We start from the raw sequence: 20,134 nt of genomic DNA, 5'->3' as shown, positions 1-20,134 counted from the left end.
TTTTGACAAACTCGTTGCCGGGACAATTTTGCGTAGGTCCAATATCGAAAAGAGTTAGCGAGCCATGAGCCAGTTTTTCCAGATTCATCCTGATAATCCGCAATTGCGGTTGATCAAGCAAGCGGTACAAATTATTCGAGCTGGCGGCATCGTCGCCTTGCCGACTGATTGCTGTTACGCACTGGTATGCCAGCTCGATAACAAGGATGCAGTCGAGCGCGTGCGCCGCATTCGCGGTGTCGACGACAAACATCACCTGACCTTGATGTGCAGTGACCTGAGCGAGATTTCGGAATATGCTAAGGTTGACAATCGTCAGTTCCGGCTGCTGAAAAGTGCGACTCCCGGGGCTTACACGTTTATCCTGGAAGCAACCAAAGAAGTACCGCGCCGCCTCAGTCATCCATCCCGCAAAACTATCGGACTGCGGGTGCCGGAGAACAGTGTGGTGCAGGCCTTGTTAGACGAGTTGGGGCAGCCCCTGATCGGTACCACTTTGATTTTGCCGGGCGCCGAGTTGCCGCTTACCGATCCGGAAGAGATACGCGATCAGCTGGAAAAGCAGCTGGAACTGGTGATCGACAGTGGCGCTTGCGGTCTGGAGCCAACGACGGTGATCGATCTGACCGCAGATGCGCCAATGTTGATTCGGCAGGGACGCGGCGACACTGGATTGTTCGGCTTGTAGCCGCGCCAAATTACAAGTAGTCCAATCTTAAGTACGTGATTTAAATCCATCTTTCTCTGCCAATCTGCTTTGCACTAATGCCCCTCTGTTAAAATTCCGCTAATGAACGATCTTATTCAAACTATCGCAGTATTGGCACTTCCCCTGCTTTTCGCAATTACCCTGCACGAGGCGGCACATGCCTACGCTGCCAAGTACTTCGGCGATCCTACCGCTTACATGCTGGGCCGCATGAGTCTGAATCCGATCAAGCATATCGATCCGTTCGGTACGGTGCTGATTCCGTTGTTGATGTTTTTCTCCACCGGAGGCGCTTTCCTGTTCGGCTATGCGAAACCAGTACCCGTCAATTTTGGTCAGCTGCGCAAACCCAAGCGCGATATGGCATGGGTGGCGCTGGCTGGGCCTGCCGCGAATCTGGTCATGGCCTTGGGCTGGATGCTGCTATTGATCGGACTGGCGAGCTTTGGCGCAGAACAGCAAGATTTCTTCGTCATGATGGCGCACGCCGGTATTCGTGTGAATCTGGTGCTGTTTGCACTGAATCTGTTTCCGTTGCCGCCATTGGACGGAGGTCGGATTCTATTCAGTCTGTTGCCGCATAAATACGCCTACAAACTTGCCAGGATTGAACCCTACGGTTTCTTTATTGTGCTGGCGCTGCTTCTGATAAAGCTGCCGCAATTCGGCGATCAACCTGCACTATATGCAGTATGGATGACGCCGTTGATGGATATTGCCTCTACTGTTTTACAATGGATCGTCACGCCGCTGCTGATGCTGTTGCGTTGACGCCCTTGCCGCCTTTTCATTTTGCCACTCTGACTTCTCACATTTACTATGTATCCTGATCGCGTTGTTTCTGGCATGCGTCCTACCGGCGCCCTGCATCTTGGCCACTATCACGGCGCCTTGAAAAACTGGGTTCGGTTGCAATCCGAATTGCCTTGCCTGTTCTTTGTCGCCGACTGGCACGCGCTAACCACCCATTACGACGATCCTAGCCAGATCGAAAGCAGCGCCTGGGATATGTTGATTGACTGGCTTGCTGCCGGTGTCGATCCATCGCAATCGACACTGTTTATTCAGTCGAAGGTGCCAGAGCACGCGGAGTTACATTTGCTGCTATCGATGGCAACGCCGCTGGGTTGGCTGGAGCGGGTCCCGACTTACAAGGACCAGCAAGAAAAACTCGCCGATCGCGATCTGGCGACCTACGGCTTTCTCGGTTACCCATTGCTGCAGGCTGCTGATGTTTTGATTTATCGCGCTACGCAAGTGCCGGTCGGCGACGATCAAATTCCGCATATCGAAATGATGCGTGAGATTGCCCGTCGCTTTAATCATCTTTACGGCAAGGAAAAGGGCTTTGAAGAAAAGGCTCAGGACGCCGTCAAAAAGCTCGGTAGCAAACGTGCCAAGTTGTATAACGAGTTACGCGTCGATTTTCAGCAAAAAGGCAGTGAAGAGGCTCTTGCGCAAGCCAAGGCGATGCTCGACGATGCCCAGAATCTGTCAATGATCGATCGCGAGCGCCTGTTTGGCTTCCTCGAAGGAAGTCGCAAGTTGATTCTGTCCGAGCCACAGGCGCTGTTGACAGAAGCGTCACGCTTGCCGGGTCTCGATGGCCAAAAAATGTCGAAGAGCTATGGCAATGCGATCGCTTTACGTGACGACAAAGACGTCGTAACCAAAAAAGTCAGAACCATGCCGACTGATCCGGCACGCGTGCGCCGTACTGATCCGGGCGAGCCGACAAAATGCCCGGTATGGCAATTTCATCTGGTGTATTCCGATACCGGTACTCAGGAATGGGCCGCGAAAGGCTGTCGTTCTGCCGGCATTGGTTGCCTGGAATGCAAACAGCCGGTAATTGACGCCATCATCAAGGAACAGGAGCCTATGCACGAGCGTGCTCAACAGTATCTTGACGATCCATCGCTGGTGCGTGCAATTGTAGCGGATGGCGCCGATCATGCGCGCAAGCTGGCGCAGGACACAATGCGTGACGTGCGTGAGGCAATGGGCCTGGGTTACAACTGAGTTACCTGACGCTGCCATACATGTCCGTTATATCCATTGCCAATCCAACCATGATCGACACCCCTGTTTCCAGCTGGATCAGCCGTTTTGCCGGATTGATCCCGGCCGGGCAGGTACTTGATCTGGCTTGCGGTGGCGGGCGACACAGCGCACTGCTGGCTGCGTTGGGCAAGGACGTACTGGCAGCCGACCGCAATGCGGAAGTGCTGGCCGGCATAGCGGCAAGGGGCATTTCGACCTGTCAGATCGATTTGGAGGCAGGTGATGCGGTCGCATTGGCAGGATTATTTCAGCCACAACGCTTTGCCGGTATGGTGGTGACGAATTATTTGCATCGGCCATTGGTTCCGCGGATGCTCAGTAGCATCGCCGATCAAGGCGTGCTGCTGTATGAGACTTTTTCTGCCGGGAATCAACAATTTGGCAAGCCTTCCAATCCGGATTTTCTACTGACGCCAGGTGAGTTATTACGCTGGCTGACGGCCGACGTCGAGAATGTCTGGCGCGTGCTGGCATTTGAGGAAGGTTATGTGGCGCGGCCGAAACCGGCAATGGTGCAACGGCTTTGCGCGGTCAAAGGAACTGCCAGTTCGCCAGCCGGTCTACAGCTTGACTGAATATTATTTAAGTCAAAAGTCGGGCCTGGGTTAGAAGTCGCGCTTTACTAATTCTAAATATATCGGTGACTTGTTGTTGGATTACTTAGGGTATTTTCCTTAGTAATTTGCATTGTTTTAATTCGAATTGCGAGTGGAATTTCCCCATAGTCACGGCGATCCGCTACAATCAGGTTTTTATCTCTTACGTACTTACTATCATGATCCAAGGTAGCATTGTTGCAATCGTTACTCCTATGCATTCGGACGGCAGCCTTGATTTGCCGAGTCTACGTCAGCTGATTGATTGGCATATTGCCGAAGGTACCGACGCGATCGTCATCGTCGGCACTTCAGGCGAGTCGCCGACAGTGTCGGTAGCAGAACATTGTGAACTGATCAAAGTTGCGGTTGAACATGCGGCCAAGCGGATTCCGATCATCGCAGGTACCGGCGGCAACTCGACCGCCGAGGCCATCAATCTGACGCGCTATGCTAAAGAAGTCGGTGCGGATGCCTCGTTGCAAGTCGTGCCTTACTACAATAAGCCAACACAAGAAGGCATGTATCAGCACTTCAAGAAGATTGCGGAGTCGGTCGACCTGCCAGTGATTCTGTACAACGTACCGGGTCGCACGGTCGCTGATATGAGTAACGAGACAATTTTACGTCTGGCGCAAGTGCCCGGCATTATCGGTGTCAAGGATGCGACCGGCAATATTGCACGCGGTTCCGATCTGATTCGTTTGGCCCCGGCAGATTTTGCGGTCTATTCCGGCGACGATGCCACTGCCATGGCACTGATGTTCTGTGGCGGTAAAGGGAATATTTCAGTGACTGCCAACGTCGCACCACGTGATATGCATTTGCTATGTGTGGCTGCAATTAAAGGCGATGTCGCCGAGGCTGTGAAAATCAATAACAAGCTGCTGCCGTTGCACAATAAATTGTTTATCGAGCCGAATCCGATACCGGTCAAATGGGCATTGTTTGAAATGGGCATGATTCCGTCGGGTATGCGTTTGCCGCTAATACCCCTGTCGCCGGAATGTCATGCACCGATCCGAGCAGCATTACGCGAATCGGGTGTCTTAAAATAAGCTGCGCTGACAGGCGTTTTCTCTAGAATTTTTCTCGTTCCACTCATCCTGTATTCACATGACTATTCGCAAGAACATTCCTTCGACCTCACGCAGCCTTACCCAACGTAGTCTTGTTATCACACTGGCGCTGACCAGCCTGGCAGGGTGCAGCTCGCTCAATTCGATGCTGGAGCCGGATCGTATCGATTACAAGAGCGCCGAAAAGGTCAAGACACCAAAGCTGGATATTCCACCTGATCTAACCCAATTGCAGCGCGAAAATCGCTACGCTATTCCTGACGCAAATCAAGGAACCGCCACCGCCTCCGGATATAACCTGCAGCAGGGGATAAAGCCGGCTGCAGATGCTGCGGTTGTGGCGCCTAACGGCGCCCCGGACATGCATATCGAACGTGATGGTTCGCAGCGCTGGCTGGTGATTCAAGCGACACCTGAAAAGCTGTGGCCGCAGATCAAGGATTTCTGGCAGGATTCAGGGTTCCTGATCAATGTCGAAAATGCCGATACCGGCGTCATGGAAACCGACTGGGCTGAAAATCGTGCGAAAATTCCGCAAGATTTCGTGCGTAACACACTTGGGAAAGTATTCGATTCACTATACTCAACCGGTGAGCGTGACAAGTTCCGAACGCGCCTGGAGCGCGGACCTGACGGGAGGACTGAAGTCTACATCAGTCACCGTGGTGCAGAAGAAGTGCTGACCGGTGCGTCAAAAGAAACCAGTATCTGGACTGCGCGTCCGGAAGATCCGCAGCTGGAGGCCGAATTTTTATCGCGGTTGATGGCACGTCTTGGCGCGGACCAGGTCAAGGCCAAAGCAGCGGTCGCCAGTGCGCCGTCGTTGCAAGCGCGTTCCAAGCTGATCAAGGGCGCTGCTGGTGCGAGCGGCAGCTATGTCGAAGTTGACGAGAGTTTTGACCGTGCCTGGCGTCGTGTCGGCCTGGCCCTGGATCGTGTCGGCTTCACCGTGGAAGACCGTGATCGTAGCCAGGGCGTATATTTTGTGCGTTACGTCGATCAAAGTCAGGATGCGAAAGACAAGAAATCAGATGGCTTCTTCTCCAAGATGTTCTCCAGTTCGAAGAAAGACGACAAAACTGCGGCGCGCTATCGTGTAGCGGTCAAGGGCTCCGGTTCAGCTAGCCAGGTGTCTGTGCAGAACAACCAGGGTCAGCCGGAAACTTCGCAAGCGGCTGACAAGATCCTTGCTTTGATAAACGAGCAACTTAAGTAAGCGTTCGTATATTCACCTTGCTTTGCTGTCATGATCGTTCGGCAAGGTAAGGCAAAGCAGCAGAGGATCAAGTCGTTGAAATTTGCCAGTCTCGGGAGCGGTAGTGAAGGCAATGCCTTATTGATTTCCACGGCTTCCAGTACCACTTCCGCCGCAACCAAAGCCACAACCACCGTCATGCTGGATTGTGGCTTTGGTATTAAAGAGACCGAACGTCGCCTGGTTAGGCTTGGCGTCAGTGCAACCGACTTAGCGGCGATTGTGGTGACGCACGAGCACCAGGATCATGTCGGCGGTGTATTCAAATTTGCCCGGCGTCATGGTTTGCCTGTATGGCTCACCCATGGCACTTATCAGGCTGTCTCGAAAGTCCCCAAGAATTGTAGCGATGTGCAGATGCATTTTTGTCGCGATGGCGAGCCGCTTGCTATCGGGGATTTACAGCTGACGCCATACACGGTCCCGCACGATGCGAGGGAGCCGGTGCAGTATGTTGCTAGCGATGGTAAGCTCCGGCTCGGCGTGCTGACGGATGCCGGCAAGTCTACCAATCACCTGATTAGTGCCCTGACCGGTTGCGATGCGCTGATCCTGGAGTGCAATCATGATCGTCAAATGCTGCGTGATTCCGCTTACCCGCCATCACTTAAGCGGCGCATAGGCGGGGAGTACGGCCATCTGTCGAATGAAGTCGCGTCCGAGATTCTGGCGGCGCTGGATCAATCGGTTTTACGTAAAGTGGTTGGTGCGCATTTGAGCTTGCGGAATAATACGCGTGAACTTGCACTTGCCGCGCTGTGCCGTGGTCGAAAAAATATGCACACTGAGTTGATGATTGCCTGTCAGGAGGATGGATTCGACTGGGTCGAAATTTGATGGCGATGTGTCGACATGGTAGTCGAGCGTCGTCAGGCGAGGCTGGGTATGGTGGGAAGACAGCCGACTGTTGAAAAGGCCGAGCGACCTTGAATAGAGAAAAGGTATTTGTTTGACTTTATATTGACAACAAAAAAGCCGACCAGAAGGTCGGCTTTTTTTAAGCAACCAAAAATTACTTGGATGCCGAAGCAGCAGGAGCAGCAGCTTCAGGTGCCGAAGCAGCAGGAGCTTCAGGTGCCGAAGCAGCAGGAGCAGCAGCTTCAGGTGCCGAAGCAGCAGGTGCCGAAGCAGACGCTTCAGGTGCCGAAGCAGCAGGTGCTGTCATCGAAGCCGCTGTGTCAGCAGCAGGCGCTTCGTCTTTTTTACCGCAAGCAGCCAAAGCCAGAGCCAACAGGGATGCGATCAACAGTGTTTTTTTCATGGATATTCCTTCAGTAGTAATCAAAATTTTTGCGATGAATAATTACCGGTAATTATCGCTCTACAGGATGTTTTCGCAGTGCTTTGCACAAAAAATTGTGCATTGCGATACAACAAAAACTTTCCAGCTGCGAATTATAGCGGATTTTGTCAAATATAGCATGGTAGGTTTGTTTTTTAGTAAGGATTTGTATTGAAGCAACAGCGGTCAAATTTCCATCCGGCAAGGCCACCAAAGTTGGCGGCATAGGACGGGGGCAAAGACGTGATATATGTCGCCGCTTTTTTCTTCACTCATGCCAGCCCCGTCGAACGGATGAACAATCTTCCTTAGCCCGTCAAGCGTCATCAAATTAGCCAAGCTTGATCCAGCCATCCTCGTACCAGGTGTACAGCGCCTCCAGCACGTCGGTAGACACCGCGCTGGCAGCATTGCCGTCTAGTCTGCGCTGATCCGCCAAAGCACATAATGAGGCTTTGTCCTCCCGTCCAGCGGCGAACGACTCGCCATTGATAAACACATGCTTTCCGCGATACAGCATTTGTGTCTTGCGCGACAGGCTGACGCCGCGCTTGGCGATGGCAGCTGTGAAGCGTGGCAGCGTCAGTGGCCGGGCCGGCGACTCAAAAAATACATTCGCTTTGGGATCGGATAAATACTCGCCAACAAAGATGGCGACATCATCCTCGGTAAAGCGCACCTTATTGAGCTGATCCGAGATCTGCGACAGCATGTTGCGGCTGATTTCCGCCGGGTGCCTGGCGGGCGTCAAATCGACATCGGCGTAGCGACCGGGCAGGTCGATCGAGTCGGCCATGAACTGTAAAAAGGCTTCGCCCAGTTCTTGAAAGGCTGGTGCGCGGAAGCCGATTGAATAGGTCATGCATTCGCCGATTGCAGTGCCATCGTGGGCATATTGCGGCGGCAGGTATAGCATGTCGCCCGGTTCAAGCACAAACTCTTGTTCCGGCGTGAAGTTTTTCAGTATTTTTAGCGCGCTGCCTTCAACCAGTGTCAGGTCTTGTCCGGCACCGATTTTCCAGCGGCGCTGGCCATGTGCCTGCAATAAAAACACATCGTAAGAATCAAAATGCGGTCCGACGCCGCCGGTGTCGGTTGCGTAGCTGATCATCAGATCATCCAGCCGCGCATCCGGAATAAAGCGAAACTGCCTGAGCAATGCATCTGCCGCATCGTCATGCAAATTGACGCCTTGCACCAATAGTGTCCAATCCTTTTGAGTGAGCGCCGGCAAGGTCGCGACCGGTCCATTTTCAACTTTCCATTGCTGCTTGAAATGCGTAATCAGACGCGCCTCGACGTCATCTCGCGATGCCATCTCAAATAAGGCTTCGGCGGACAGCAGCGGTTTGAATCCCGGCAGGGCCTGACGAATCAGCAAAGGTTTCTTATGCCAGTAATCGCGCAAAAACTGCGCAGGCGACAGGCCGCCTAATAAGGTGAAATTTTTCATAGCGGCATTATATCGGGTTGGCGTACCTGAATGCCGTATTGACACCCTGGTAAGCATTTACGTTATGCGGCGGGATAAATTTTTCTTGTCGCGCAGACCTGGCGAATTCGGCGGGTATAATCTGACCGCATATTAAATGAAAGGAATGATCATGAAGATTGCCAAAAATACCGTAGTGACTGTGCACTACAAACTGTCAGATGCTCAAGGCAACTTGATCGAAGAGAGTAGCGAGCCGATGGTGTATTTGCACGGTGGTTACGAAGGCACATTGCCGAAAATTGAAGAAGCGCTGGATGGCAAGGAAGTTGGTTATACAACCGAGCTGCAGGTGGAGCCGGATGATGCCTTTGGCGAATATGACTCGAATCTGGTGAAGGTCGAGGCACGCAACCGGTTACCGACACCGCTGGAAGTCGGCATGCAGTTTGAGGGCACGCCAGACGGCGAAGACGACGACGAGCAAGCATTGATTTTCACTGTCACCGATATCGCTGATGACAAAGTCGTGCTGGATGGCAACCATCCACTGGCTGGTATCGCCTTGCGTTTTGACTTGACGGTCGGCGAAGTACGCGTTGCGACGGATGAGGAAATCGTTCATCAACACGTCCACGGCGCGCACGGCCATCATCATGACGATCTGGATGATGACTCCGGGGATGAGTTCCGCAGCCATCCTATCCACTAAGTTGCAGGAGTCAGGATTACGCCTGTCGGCTTTTGGCAGACACTGACGAAAAAAAGCCGTGAGCAATAGCCAAGTTGCTCACGGCTTTTCCGCATCTATAGTCGGCGTTTAGCTGCTAATGCGTCTTTAATTGCGCAGTTTGCTGCTCTGATTTGCCCTGATCGATGCGCCTTTTGTCGAGTACGAAAAAATCGGGATTGTGCGCATCCACGGTAACCTTGATCCAAGACGTAGCGACCTCCAGATCTCCCAGATTCTTTTTCCAGATCAAGCCGGGCGTCGCTGGCAAACTATCGGGAGGTGCACCGTGTATCAGCAATACCTTGCCGGTAAATTTGGACGCCAGCGTATTGATGGTGCGACGTATTTCGACAAAGCCGTCACGTTTGACGTTGAAATCGAATACCCGGCGACGTTGCGTCGCCAGCGGATCGCCATCGCAAAATAAAACGATGCCATCCGCCTTCTTTTGCGCAGCAATCACGAAAATCCTTTGCAACCATTCCCGGTTAGCGATCAGCCGGTCTTCAAACTCGCTGTTACGACCGCCTTCGGGCATATAGTGATTATTCCGAGAAGGCAAATTGATCGTGGCAAACATTACATTGCCGATTTCCCAGCGTGCATTTTCGACATAGCTGTGGAACTTCGGTGAGGTTGACTGGCGGTTTAAAGGGATTCTGCTTTCGCCAAACGAAAAATCATCGGCGAAGAATAGTTCGCGAAGACGATTCAGGCGTTCAAATGCGGTAGAGCGCCCACCCTCGTTTTTGCAGGCAACCCAATCGCTTCCTGAGAGTGAAACGATCAAGCCATTTTTTGCGCTGTTGAGCAGCGTTTTACGCTGCTCGTACATCCTGTCAGAGCAAGGCTCCTGAGTTGACTTGATGCCGTTGGCGACGACGAAAGCCAGGTTCTCGTCATCCGTCTGGCGGATGGCGGTACGCAGCGCTGGTTCGCCTGACGTGGTGCGGAATGGGTGTCCGATGACACCGAAACTGAAGGTGTCTGTTTCGGACGGCTCATTCGCCATGGCGGGTGCGCTCAGAGAATACGTTATCAGCGCCAACACCGCGATCGCACCCACGCTGATCCTGCTGCGGGGCGATCGCGCGCATCGTTCAATGTCTGCGCTGGATAAGGAGGCGTGGTTCATGCGGTTTTTTGAGAATGTGTCTGTGTACCGCTCAGGCGCTTCAGACGATACAACTGTTCCAATGCTTCACGCGGCGATAAGGCATCAGGATCTATCAGCGCCAACGCATCGACCAGTTCGCTCTCGAAGTGATTGTCTTGTACATCTTCAATCTCGTCATTTTCGGCCTGCCCGTGCGAAAACAAGTCAAATTGCGGCGTCGCCTGTACCGACTGCGATTCCAGTAATGCCAGATGCCTGCGTGCCGCGCGAATCACGGGTGCCGGTACGCCCGCCAATTGCGCGACCTGCAAACCGTAACTCTGAGATGCGGGTCCGGGCTGGACCGCATGCAGAAACACAATGCTGTCTTTGTGCTCAACTGCGGACAGGTGAACGTTCGCAGCAGAAGGGTGGATCTCCGGTAATTGTGTCAGCTCGAAATAATGCGTGGCAAACAGCGTGAAACTACGGGTTACCTCAATCAATTGCTTGGCGATAGCCCAGGCCAGCGCCAGGCCATCGAAAGTCGAGGTGCCGCGTCCGACCTCATCCATCAGCACCAGGGAATTTTCTGTGGCGCCGTTCAGGATGGCCGCGGATTCAGTCATTTCCACCATGAAGGTAGAACGGCCTCCGGCCAGGTCATCGGCCGCGCCGATGCGGGTAAAGATCCGATCTATCGGTCCAATGACCGCGCTGCCGGCCGGTACGTAACTGCCGACGTAGGCTAGCAGCGTAATCAGCGCAACCTGGCGCATGAAGGTCGATTTACCGCCCATGTTGGGGCCGGTGATCAACAGCAATTTATGTTCCGCCGACAGCATGCAATCGTTGGCGATGAAGCGTTCAATCTGCTTTTCAACCACCGGATGCCGGCCCTGTTCAATCCGGATTGCGGGACTGGCCACCAGTTGCGGTGCGCACCAGTCGTGGCGCGAGGCGTGATCCGCCAATGCCACCAGCGTGTCGATTTGCGCCAGCGCTTGAGCGATGGTTTGCAGCGTGCCGATGTGCGGCGCGAGATCTTGCAACAACTGTTCGTACAGAACTTTTTCCCGTATCAGCGAGCGTTCCTGCGCCGACAATGCTTTGTCTTCAAAGGCTTTGAGTTCCGGTGTGATGTAGCGTTCAGCGTTTTTCAGGGTCTGGCGACGCCGATAGTCGTCCGGTACTTTATCGGTCTGGCCGTGCGTCACTTCGATATAAAAGCCATGGACCTTGTTGTATTCAACCCGCAGATTGGCAATCCCGGTACGCGCGCGTTCGCGGGTTTCCAGATCGATCAAAAACTGGCCTGCGTTCTCCGATAATCCGCGCAGTTCATCCAGCTCTGCATCGAATCCGGCCGCAATGACGCCGCCGTCGCGCACCATGGCCGCCGGTTCGCCGGCGATCGCGCGCTGCAGCAATGTCAGGCACGCGACCGGCGTTGCCAACGCCTGCTGGAGCGCGCGTAATAACGGCGCTGCATTTCCATCCACGCTTTCGCTGCTGGCATTATCCCCGTTGCACAGGGCGATATCGGCACGTACCGCGTCCAGCTGCTGCAGACCATCGCGCAATCCGGCCAGGTCACGCGGGCGTGCTGACAGCAGGGCGATGCGTGTGGTGATACGTTCAATATCCGGTACCGCTGCGAGTGTGGCTGACAGGCCCGCCCCGGCATCGGCGGCGAGCAGGGCGCCGATTGCAGCATGCCGTCCTTGCGCCACCGTTTGCTCACGCCTGGCGTGGTGCAGCCAATGGCGTAACAGGCGTGAGCCCATCGCGGTGCGGCAGTGATCCAATAACGAAAATAACGTCGGCGCGCCGGATGCGGAATCTTCGCCGCGTATGGTTTCGGTCAACTCCAGATTGCGCCGGGTGGCGGCATCCAGTCCGATGAATTCATTTTCTGTTTCGACGGTCAGTGCCCGGACATGTTGCAAGCCCTTGCCCTGCGTCGATTGCGCATACCGCAGCAGCGCGCCGGCGGCACCGATAGCGGTGCTCAGGCCTTCTGCGCCAAAGCCGCTCAAGGTGCTGACGGCCAGCTGTTCCAGCAGGGCTTTCTCGCCATTCGGGATGTCGAAATGCCAGTCGGGCACGGTCGCAGCCTTATTGACCAGCGTCTGTCCGTTGATGGAGCTGAGCATCGGGCTGGCAAGTTCCGCCATCAGAATTTCAGCAGGTGCGATGCGTTCCAGTTCTTGTTTGAGGCGAGCGTCCAAGGCTTGAATCTCGCCGCTGAACTCCATCATCTTCAAGGCACCGCTAGCCATCGATAGCCAGGCCAGACCGGCGCTGGCGGTCTTGCGTTGCTTGTGCTGGGTAATGGATAGCGCCAGCAGCGGCTGCTCGGATTTTTCCGGCAACAGGTTGGAGTCAGTCAAGGTCCCCGGCGTTACCACGCGTACTACCTTGCGTTCCACGATGCCTTTGCTGGTCGCCGGGTCGCCGATTTGTTCGCAGAGTGCCACCGATTCACCGATCTTGACCAGCTTGGCCAGATATTGATCGGCTGCATGAAACGGCACGCCGCACATTTTGATCGGTACGCCATTGTAAGTGCCGCGAGAAGTCAGCGTGATGCCAAGCAGGCGCGAGGCTTTTTCTGCATCTTCAAAAAACAGTTCGTAAAAATCTCCCATCCGAAAGAAAACGAGGGTAGTTGGATGATCAGCCTTGATGCCCAGATATTGAGCCATGCCAGGGGAGATTTTCGGTTTGTCTACGGTCATCCGGTTACCACTCGCACGTCATTGATTACATTAAACATTTTTTTCTCTTTCAACATACAACCAGCTTTTTGTCCCGCCATTGCCGGATTCCCGGCATGTGGCTATTTGCGATTTCATTCGCACTCGACCATGCGAGTGCAAGCTGTTGAATTTTAAACGTTTTAACGTGGCAAAGGTACTGTGTCGCGCAACGGATGGTCGTATATCGAAGACGACGCAGGCAGGAAAAGCAGAGCCCGGGCTCATGCTCAGGCAGGTATATGCCATATAGGCATGTGGCGCTTTGGCGTTGGGCGTCAGGTGTTTGGCCATGTTGCATGGCTATGAGCTAACTTCTGACGACCTGTCCTCGTCGATGGCCGCGAATTTCCGTCGGCGAAAAACCAAATCGCCGCCGGAATCGAATGGCGAAGCGGGATGCCGATTCGTATCCGCTCGCCAGTGCAATCTGCACGATCGGTTTATCTGTTGATTGCAGGAGGGTTAGCGCGAATGACATACGGACATCCACCAGCAACCCGGTTAGTGAAGCGCCTTCTGCCGCGAGGCGGCGGCGCAGCGTGGCCTCGCTCATTGCCAGTTGCCGTGCAACCTTCGGCGCAGTCCACGGCGTGTCGGGAGAGGAGCTTAGCAACTGTCGCAACTTTCCTGACAGAGACCTTGCTTCGGCTTGTGCCAACTGGCCGCCGTGCAGACTCACCCAGACCAGTACCTCGCGCAAGCGGTGTCTGGCGATGGCATCGGGGATGCCATCCCGGTCGCGAATCGCTTCCATGGCAGCGTTGATCGCGCGCATGAACGAGGGGTGGATATCCCGCAGCGGCATGGCCTGTGTGATCGTTGGCGCTGCTCGGCCGGATGTGTCTGCCGCCGATCCGGTAGTGGATCCATAGCCGGCGATGAGCGCGGGATCCCAACTCAGCCAGCAGGCCTCATAACTACCTTGCGGCGACAGGTGATTGATGACATCGAAGGTGCGCCCGCCGGCGATGACAATCGCTTCGCCAGCGCGCACGACGCACTCGATTTCGGGCGAGCGCAGGGTCTTGGCGCCATGTAGCACGACGATCAGCATGGGCTGGTCGATGACCAGATGGACGAATTTCAACTCCCGATGCTGAATAATGTGTGCCGTCGTCCCGACGCCTGCACGGATGACGATGGTGCGTTCAGCCATGGCGGGCGTCGAGGCGGCCGTCATGCCTTACTTGGCGCGTCCGTAACGGGCTGTGAAGCTGGCCTTGCCCAGGCTGTTGCCGTTGGCCATGAATGCGACCAGCGCCGGGGTGGAGTTTGCATCCACCTCCAGCTTTTCCACCTTGAGCGCATTGACCGTGACGACATAGCGGTGTGCCGGGCCGACTGGCGGGCATGGGCCGCCGTAACCGGCTTTGCCGAAGTCGGTATTGGTCTGCACCGCGCCTGCCGGCAGCTTGGTACTGTCGACTGAAATGCCCTTAGGCAGCTCGGTCACACTGGCGGGGATGTTGGCGACCACCCAATGGGTCCAGCCGAGGCCGCCGGTGGGGGCGTCGGGATCGTGAATCGTAACGAGGAAGCTCTTGCTGCCTTTGGGTGCGCCTTGCCAGACGATGTGTGGCGATACGTTGCCGCCGCTGCAACCAAAGCCGTTGTACACCTGTTCTTCGACCAGGCGGCCGTTCCTGATGTCGTCGCTTTTGACCTGGAATTCAGCGGCGGACGCGACCGGGGCTGCGAAGGCGGCGACTAAGGTGAGCGTGGCGAGCAGTGCGAGCGGTTGCACTGTGTGGAGTAATTGCTTGCGCATGGGGTGCTCCTTTGATTGAACAGAGGAAGAATTATTGCATCGAATAGTGTTAACTATAGTGCACGAACGATTGAGTTTGGTGCTGATTCGATCAAGTGATGCCCTGAGTATTAATTACCTTCTGCGCCGGCCGACTCGGTTTGATTGCACAGGAGCTCGACCAGCTTGTTCTGAAAGTAATTCTTCTGCCTCGGCCGACGCCGAACGCACACGTGCAAGTCGCGTCTGGCCCATGATTCCGACAGTTCGACAATGCTCAGTCGATCGCTGTCGGAGATTTCCAGCGCAGAGCGCGGCACGATGCAGATGCCCGCCCCCGAGGACACCAGCCGGGCGATGGCGCGATAGCCCGAAACCTGCACCCGCACATCCAGTCTTCCGCCCAGCGAGGCGGCATGGTTCATCAGGAAGGTGTGCAGGGCCGCGCCATGCTGCAGGCTGATGAACGGTGCGCTCATGCAGGTGGCGAAACTGACCGCGCCGTGTTGCGCAAGCTCGCTGTGCAAGGGTGTTAGCAATCGCCGAATCCTTCCCGGCCCACATTCGGTATTCCGGCGCCTCGCTCGGCTATCAGGGGGCATCGATCATCGCCGGCGGTCCAGCGCCGCTGATGTCGCTTTGGCTGTATCAGACCTATCATTCCGCGTATGCGGTCGCCATTTTCCTGACGTTCCTGTCCTTGATCAGCACTTGTGCCGCCTTTTTCCTCGGCAGGAAAAGCAAGGTCTCGCCAGCGCTCTCGCTTGCGCACCCGAATCCAGCTCAGGTCCAAGCATAAATCGCCAGGTTGCAGGTGCCGATGGACGGGGACACGCTGGACCTGCAGAATGCGGAGCAACTGGCGCGCGCGCCGCGCCGGGTTCGGCGGCATTCAGGGCGGTATTTCGTCACAAAGACCAAAGGCACATGCATAAGGAAAACACTTGCCTTCCATGGCGACGAGCGTTGTCATTGCTCATACGCAAACTATAATTTCTCCATGCAACGTCTCCAAGCCTTCAAATACGAACTCATGCCAGACGGCGAACAGTTACGCGCGATGCGTCGCTTTGCTGGCTCGTGTCGCTTCGTGTTTAATAAGGCACTTGCAATGCAAAAAGAGAATCACGATGCGGGAAACAAGTTCATCGGCTATGTGGCGATGGCAGCCAATCTGCCCGTTTGGAAACGTGAAGCTGGTCAAGAATGGTTAAAAAATGCGCCTTCGCAGTCGTTGCAGCATGCGCTAAAGGACCTGGAAAAAGCCTACAAAAACTTTTTCGCCAAGCGTACCGACTTCCCGCGCTTTAAGCGCAAGGGCGGCGGGGACAGTTTTCGCTATCCCGATCCCAAACAGATCAAGCTCGACCAGGCTAATAGCCGCATCTTCCTCCCGAAACTCGGCTGGTTGCGTTATCGCAACAGCCGGGACGTGTTGGGCGAGTTGCGCAACGTCACGGTAAGCCAATCCGGCAGCAAGTGGTTTGCGTCGATTCAAACGCAGCGTGAAATCGAGCGGCCACTGCCAACAGCGACTACCGCGATTGGTATCGATGTCGGCATTGTCCGTTTCGCGACGCTGAGCGATGAAAGTTACATTGCGCCGCTCAACAGCTTCAAGCAGCATCAGCAGCGGCTGGCGCGTTACCAGCGCCGCATGCGCCGCAAGGTCAAATTCAGCAACAACTGGCACAAGGAAAAAGCCAAAGTCCAGCAGATTCACACCCGTATCGCGAACGCCCGAAAAGACTTCCTGCACAAAGCCACAGCAACGATCAGCCAAAACCACGCGCTCGTATGTATTGAGGATTTGCAGGTACGGAACATGTCCAGGTCATCCAGGGGCAATAGCGAACAACATGGCAAGAGGGTGAAACAAAAGTCCGGCCTGAACCGGTCGATTCTCGACCAAGGCTGGGGTGAGTTCAGGCGGCAACTGGACTATAAGGTGTCGTGGAACGGTGGCACGCTGCTTGCCGTACCACCCCACAACACCAGCCGCACCTGCCCTTGCTGTGGTCACGTAGCGAAAGACAATCGGCAAACACAAGCCAAGTTCTTGTGCATCGATTGTGGATATGAAAATAACGCCGATGTCGTCGGCGCGATCAACGTTTTAGAGCGGGGATACCGCTTGTTAGCCTGTGGAGAACCAGCGCAGTCAGGCCGTTCTGCGAAGCAGGAACCCACCGAAGCGACTCAAGCAGATTTTGCCTGAGCGCCGTAGGAATCCTCTTCCTTCTGGGAGAGGAGGATGTCAACGCAGCCAGTCAAGTGCGCCTGTCGCAGCTGTCCAACCGGAAGCAAAACACGCAGTCAACAAATATCCACCAGTCGGGGCTTCCCAATCCAGCATTTCACCAGCGCAAAACACGCCGGGCATCGCGTTCAGCATCAAGTTCCGGTCAAGTGCATCAAACATCACTCCTCCGGCGCTGCTGATGGCTTCGTCTATGGGGCGTGCCGACGTCAGCGTGATGGGCAGCGCCTTGATGGCATGCGCGAGTCTGGCTGGAACTGCGAAATCGTCGGCAGCGCACTCTCGCAGCAATCCGACCTTGACCCCTTTCAGGCCAAGCCGGCTTTGCAAATGACTGGACCATGAACGCGCGCCGCGTGGGTGCGAGACCGCGTCCAGCACCCGTTGCAGCGGCCAGTCGGGCAGCAGGTCGAGATGGAGTCGCGCGCTGCCGTGGCTGGCGACGCGGTCGCGCAGGCTGGCGGAGATGGCGTAGATCAGACTGCCTTCAATGCCATCGGCACTGATCACGCATTCGCCTTGCTTGCGGAAGGTGTTTGTTTTGTCCGGGCTGGCATCCAGATCAGGCAGGGCGATGGCGACCGATTTCAAGTGATGACCGGCGAAGCGTTCCTGGAAATACGCACTCCATCCAGCGTTGAAGCCGCAATTCGATGGCAATAGCGGCGCCACTGGAATGTGGCGTTGTTCCAGCAGTGCCACCCAGGCACCATCGGAACCCAGTCGCGCCCAGCTGCCGCCACCGAGCGCCAATACGACCGCATCGGCGACGACCGCTTGTTCCCCGTCCGGCGTGCTGAATGACAGACTGCCGTCAGCGTCCCAGCCGTTCCAGCGATGCCGCATGTGAAACAGCACGCCGGCCAGGCGCAAGCGATGCAGCCAGGCGCGCAACAGAGGCGCGGCTTTCATGTCGGTAGGAAACACCCGTCCCGACGAACCAATGAAGGTGTCGATGCCCAGGGTTTGAACCCAGCTGCGCAAGGCATCCGGGCCGAACGCTTGCAACAGCGGCGCAATATTCTGCTCGCGTGCGGCATAGCGCGATAAAAAATCCTGGTACGGCTCCGAATGCGTGATATTCATGCCGCCTTTACCGGCCAGCAGAAACTTGCGGCCGACGGACGGCATGGCGTCATAAACAGCCACCTGCACGCCGCCGGCAATCAATACTTCGGCCGCCATCAGGCCGGCGGGACCGCCGCCGATAACGGCGACTGTGCGGGGAATAGGCGAAGAAACCATGGGTTTGGGAGTGAGCGTTCGGATGCGGGTCATAAAATTGTCAGAACTGCTGACAGAGGCCGTAGTCTACGCGCAGGCCAGCCTGCTGCCAATCGGTTCAGGCGATTTCAGCGATATTGACAGTGGCCGGGTCAGACGTCGTGCGGTGATTGAGCAATCGGCAAGAAGTTGTGGCGGCAAGGAAGCGCTGCTTCAGTGAATGTGCATTGCCAAAAATCATTGTTTTTGGCCGCTTGACTGGCCGTCTAACACGGCGCATCTTTGCTTTGAACCAAGTTCTGGATCAAGCAATTTACTTAAGGACTGCCATGATAACGCCATCATTAACCCTGCAACCGGGCCAATTCTCCCTCGCGGATTTGCGCGCCATCTGGACCGCTGCCGTGCCGCTGCAACTGGCAGCATCCGCTTATCCGGCGATCGATGCCTCGGCCGTTGTCGTCCAGCGCATCGTCGCCAAAGGCGATGCCGCCTACGGCATCAACACCGGATTCGGCAAACTGGCCAAGACCCGCATCCCGGATGAACAACTGGAACTGCTGCAACGTAACCTGATCCTGTCCCATTCGGTCGGCACCGGCGCCCTGATGGATGACGCCGTGGTGCGGCTAGTGATGGCGATGAAAATCGGGAGCCTGGGACGCGGCTTTTCCGGCATCCGCGCGCTGGTGATCGATACGTTGCAGGCCCTGTACAACGCCGGCATCATGCCTTGCATCCCGCTCAAGGGTTCGGTCGGCGCTTCCGGCGATCTGGCGCCGCTGGCGCACATGACGCTGGCGCTGATTGGCGAAGGCGATGTGCGGGTCGCCGGCAAGCTGATGCCGGCGCGCGCTGCGCTCGAGCAGGCCGGCATCGGGCCGGTGGTGCTGGCTTCCAAGGAAGGGCTGGCACTGATCAACGGCACGCAGGTGTCGACCGCACTGGCGTTGCACGGGCTGTTCATGGCCGAGCGCCTGCTGGAAGCCGGCATCGTCGCCGGTGCCTTGTCGGTGGATGCTGCCAAGGGCAGCGACGCGCCATTCGATGCGCGCGTGCATGCCGTGCGCGGCCAGCCGGGCCAGATCGCCACTGCAAAAATCTATCGCGAGTTGCTGAGCGGCAGCCTGATCCGGCAATCGCACCTGGCCAATGACGAACGCGTGCAAGACCCTTACAGCCTGCGTTGCCAGCCACAGGTGATGGGCGCTTGCTACGATTTAATGGTCAACGCGACGCGTACCTTGCTGATCGAGGCCAACGCGGTAACCGACAACCCGCTGGTATACACCGCGGAAGGCGACGTGATTTCGGGCGGCAACTTCCATGCGGAACCGGTCGCGTTTGCCGCCGACACGCTGGCGCTGGCGCTTGCCGAAATCGGTGCGCTGTCGGAACGGCGTATCGCCTTGCTGATCGATGCCTCGCTCTCCGGTTTGCCGCCATTCCTGGTGAATGAACCGGGCCTGAATTCCGGCTACATGATTGCACACGTCACCGCAGCCGCGCTGGCATCAGAGAATAAATCCCTGGCGCATCCGGCCAGCGTGGACAGCCTGCCGACCTCTGCCAACCAGGAGGACCACGTCAGCATGGCGACGTTTGCCGGACGCCGTCTGGATGAGATGGCGCACAACACCGCGACGATCGTCGGCATCGAATTGCTGGCGGCCGCCCAAGGCGTCGACTTTCATGCGCCGCTGACCACCTCGCCGCTGTTGGCGCAGGTACATCGAGGCTTGCGCAGGCAGGTGACGTTCTATGCACGCGATCGCCTGTTTGCTCCGGATATCGAGAAGGCCAGGCAGTTGGTGCTGAACGGCAGCGTCAGTGCTTCCTGCAAGGCGCTGTTTGCGCACTTGTACGCGGCTTAGAAAAAAAGCGCGCCATTGATT

At 56.0% G+C, this 20,134-nt stretch carries 20 protein-coding genes; 12 read left to right on the top strand and 8 right to left on the bottom strand.

What is annotated here, in order from left to right; genetic code table 11:
- Positions 1–64: 64 nt before the first annotated feature.
- From AC3CHX_RS12820 to AC3CHX_RS12790, 7 genes are all read left to right on the top strand, one after another.
- Positions 65–688 carry an L-threonylcarbamoyladenylate synthase gene (locus AC3CHX_RS12820; protein ID WP_488644379.1) on the top strand — a complete coding sequence of 208 codons (624 nt, stop codon included), beginning with the start codon at positions 65–67 and terminating at the stop codon, positions 686–688.
- Between the two features lie 102 nt (positions 689–790).
- Complete coding sequence (locus tag AC3CHX_RS12815) at positions 791–1,480, top strand: site-2 protease family protein (RefSeq protein WP_488644378.1); 690 nt, start codon at positions 791–793, stop codon at positions 1,478–1,480.
- A gap of 48 nt (positions 1,481–1,528) precedes the next feature.
- Positions 1,529–2,731 (top strand): tryptophan--tRNA ligase, encoded by a 1,203-nt coding sequence (locus AC3CHX_RS12810; RefSeq protein WP_488644377.1) that lies wholly within the window; start codon positions 1,529–1,531, stop codon positions 2,729–2,731.
- Between the two features lie 20 nt (positions 2,732–2,751).
- Complete coding sequence (locus AC3CHX_RS12805; RefSeq protein WP_488644376.1) at positions 2,752–3,348, top strand: class I SAM-dependent methyltransferase; 597 nt, start codon at positions 2,752–2,754, stop codon at positions 3,346–3,348.
- 200 nt (positions 3,349–3,548) lie between these two features.
- Positions 3,549–4,427 carry a 4-hydroxy-tetrahydrodipicolinate synthase gene (gene dapA, locus AC3CHX_RS12800; RefSeq protein WP_488644375.1) on the top strand — a complete coding sequence of 293 codons (879 nt, stop codon included), beginning with the start codon at positions 3,549–3,551 and terminating at the stop codon, positions 4,425–4,427.
- Positions 4,428–4,485: 58 nt separating this feature from the next.
- Positions 4,486–5,664 (top strand): NlpB/DapX family lipoprotein, encoded by a 1,179-nt coding sequence (gene bamC / locus AC3CHX_RS12795; protein ID WP_488644374.1) that lies wholly within the window; start codon positions 4,486–4,488, stop codon positions 5,662–5,664.
- 75 nt (positions 5,665–5,739) lie between these two features.
- Complete coding sequence (locus AC3CHX_RS12790; protein ID WP_488644373.1) at positions 5,740–6,540, top strand: MBL fold metallo-hydrolase; 801 nt, start codon at positions 5,740–5,742, stop codon at positions 6,538–6,540.
- A gap of 175 nt (positions 6,541–6,715) precedes the next feature.
- On the opposite strand, the gene AC3CHX_RS12785 is transcribed toward AC3CHX_RS12790, so the two are convergent.
- Both AC3CHX_RS12785 and AC3CHX_RS12780 read right to left on the bottom strand, forming a co-directional pair.
- Positions 6,716–6,964, bottom strand: coding sequence for a hypothetical protein (locus AC3CHX_RS12785; RefSeq protein WP_488644372.1), 249 nt, complete (start codon positions 6,962–6,964; stop codon positions 6,716–6,718).
- A gap of 352 nt (positions 6,965–7,316) precedes the next feature.
- Positions 7,317–8,438, bottom strand: a complete 1,122-nt coding sequence (locus AC3CHX_RS12780) for a JmjC domain-containing protein (protein ID WP_488644371.1) — start codon at positions 8,436–8,438, stop codon at positions 7,317–7,319.
- 151 nt (positions 8,439–8,589) lie between these two features.
- Between AC3CHX_RS12780 and AC3CHX_RS12775 the strand changes: the two genes are divergently transcribed.
- On the top strand, positions 8,590–9,129 hold the full coding sequence (locus AC3CHX_RS12775) for an FKBP-type peptidyl-prolyl cis-trans isomerase (RefSeq protein ID WP_488644370.1): 540 nt from the start codon (positions 8,590–8,592) through the stop codon (positions 9,127–9,129).
- A gap of 115 nt (positions 9,130–9,244) precedes the next feature.
- Here AC3CHX_RS12775 and AC3CHX_RS12770 read toward each other — a convergent pair whose 3' ends face one another.
- From AC3CHX_RS12770 to AC3CHX_RS12750, 5 genes are all read right to left on the bottom strand, one after another.
- The gene (locus tag AC3CHX_RS12770) at positions 9,245–10,216 is read right to left on the bottom strand and encodes a hypothetical protein (protein WP_488644369.1); all 972 of its coding nucleotides are present in this window, start codon (positions 10,214–10,216) and stop codon (positions 9,245–9,247) included.
- A gap of 65 nt (positions 10,217–10,281) precedes the next feature.
- Positions 10,282–12,987, bottom strand: coding sequence for a DNA mismatch repair protein MutS (mutS, locus tag AC3CHX_RS12765; RefSeq protein WP_488644368.1), 2,706 nt, complete (start codon positions 12,985–12,987; stop codon positions 10,282–10,284).
- A 328-nt stretch (positions 12,988–13,315) separates the two neighbouring features.
- The gene (locus AC3CHX_RS12760; RefSeq protein WP_488644367.1) at positions 13,316–14,188 is read right to left on the bottom strand and encodes a helix-turn-helix transcriptional regulator; all 873 of its coding nucleotides are present in this window, start codon (positions 14,186–14,188) and stop codon (positions 13,316–13,318) included.
- A 3-nt stretch (positions 14,189–14,191) separates the two neighbouring features.
- A complete protein-coding gene (locus AC3CHX_RS12755; protein WP_488644366.1) occupies positions 14,192–14,776 on the bottom strand; it encodes a YbhB/YbcL family Raf kinase inhibitor-like protein in 585 nt (194 codons plus the stop codon).
- Positions 14,777–14,886: 110 nt separating this feature from the next.
- Positions 14,887–15,294 (bottom strand): LysR substrate-binding domain-containing protein, encoded by a 408-nt coding sequence (locus AC3CHX_RS12750; protein ID WP_488644365.1) that lies wholly within the window; start codon positions 15,292–15,294, stop codon positions 14,887–14,889.
- Here AC3CHX_RS12750 and AC3CHX_RS12745 point away from each other — a divergent pair.
- Together AC3CHX_RS12745 and AC3CHX_RS12740 are read left to right on the top strand one after the other, a co-directional pair.
- The gene (locus AC3CHX_RS12745) at positions 15,285–15,554 is read left to right on the top strand and encodes a hypothetical protein (protein WP_488644364.1); all 270 of its coding nucleotides are present in this window, start codon (positions 15,285–15,287) and stop codon (positions 15,552–15,554) included. The genes AC3CHX_RS12750 and AC3CHX_RS12745 overlap by 10 nt on opposite strands.
- A 201-nt stretch (positions 15,555–15,755) precedes the next feature.
- On the top strand, positions 15,756–16,973 hold the full coding sequence (locus tag AC3CHX_RS12740; RefSeq protein WP_488644816.1) for an RNA-guided endonuclease InsQ/TnpB family protein: 1,218 nt from the start codon (positions 15,756–15,758) through the stop codon (positions 16,971–16,973).
- A 39-nt stretch (positions 16,974–17,012) separates the two neighbouring features.
- Here the strand turns inward: AC3CHX_RS12740 and AC3CHX_RS12735 are convergent, their stop codons facing one another.
- Positions 17,013–18,293 (bottom strand): TIGR03862 family flavoprotein, encoded by a 1,281-nt coding sequence (locus tag AC3CHX_RS12735; protein ID WP_488644363.1) that lies wholly within the window; start codon positions 18,291–18,293, stop codon positions 17,013–17,015.
- Here AC3CHX_RS12735 and AC3CHX_RS12730 point away from each other — a divergent pair.
- Together AC3CHX_RS12730 and hutH are read left to right on the top strand one after the other, a co-directional pair.
- Positions 18,283–18,459: a hypothetical protein gene (locus AC3CHX_RS12730; RefSeq protein ID WP_488644362.1), complete on the top strand. Its 177-nt coding sequence runs from the start codon at positions 18,283–18,285 to the stop codon at positions 18,457–18,459. The genes AC3CHX_RS12735 and AC3CHX_RS12730 overlap by 11 nt on opposite strands.
- A 109-nt stretch (positions 18,460–18,568) precedes the next feature.
- Positions 18,569–20,113, top strand: a complete 1,545-nt coding sequence (gene hutH, locus AC3CHX_RS12725; protein ID WP_488644361.1) for a histidine ammonia-lyase — start codon at positions 18,569–18,571, stop codon at positions 20,111–20,113.
- Positions 20,114–20,134 lie beyond the last annotated feature (21 nt).

It is taken from the genome of Glaciimonas sp. OK215, assembly GCF_057787885.1.
This window is presented reverse-complemented; position numbering and strand designations above follow the sequence as displayed.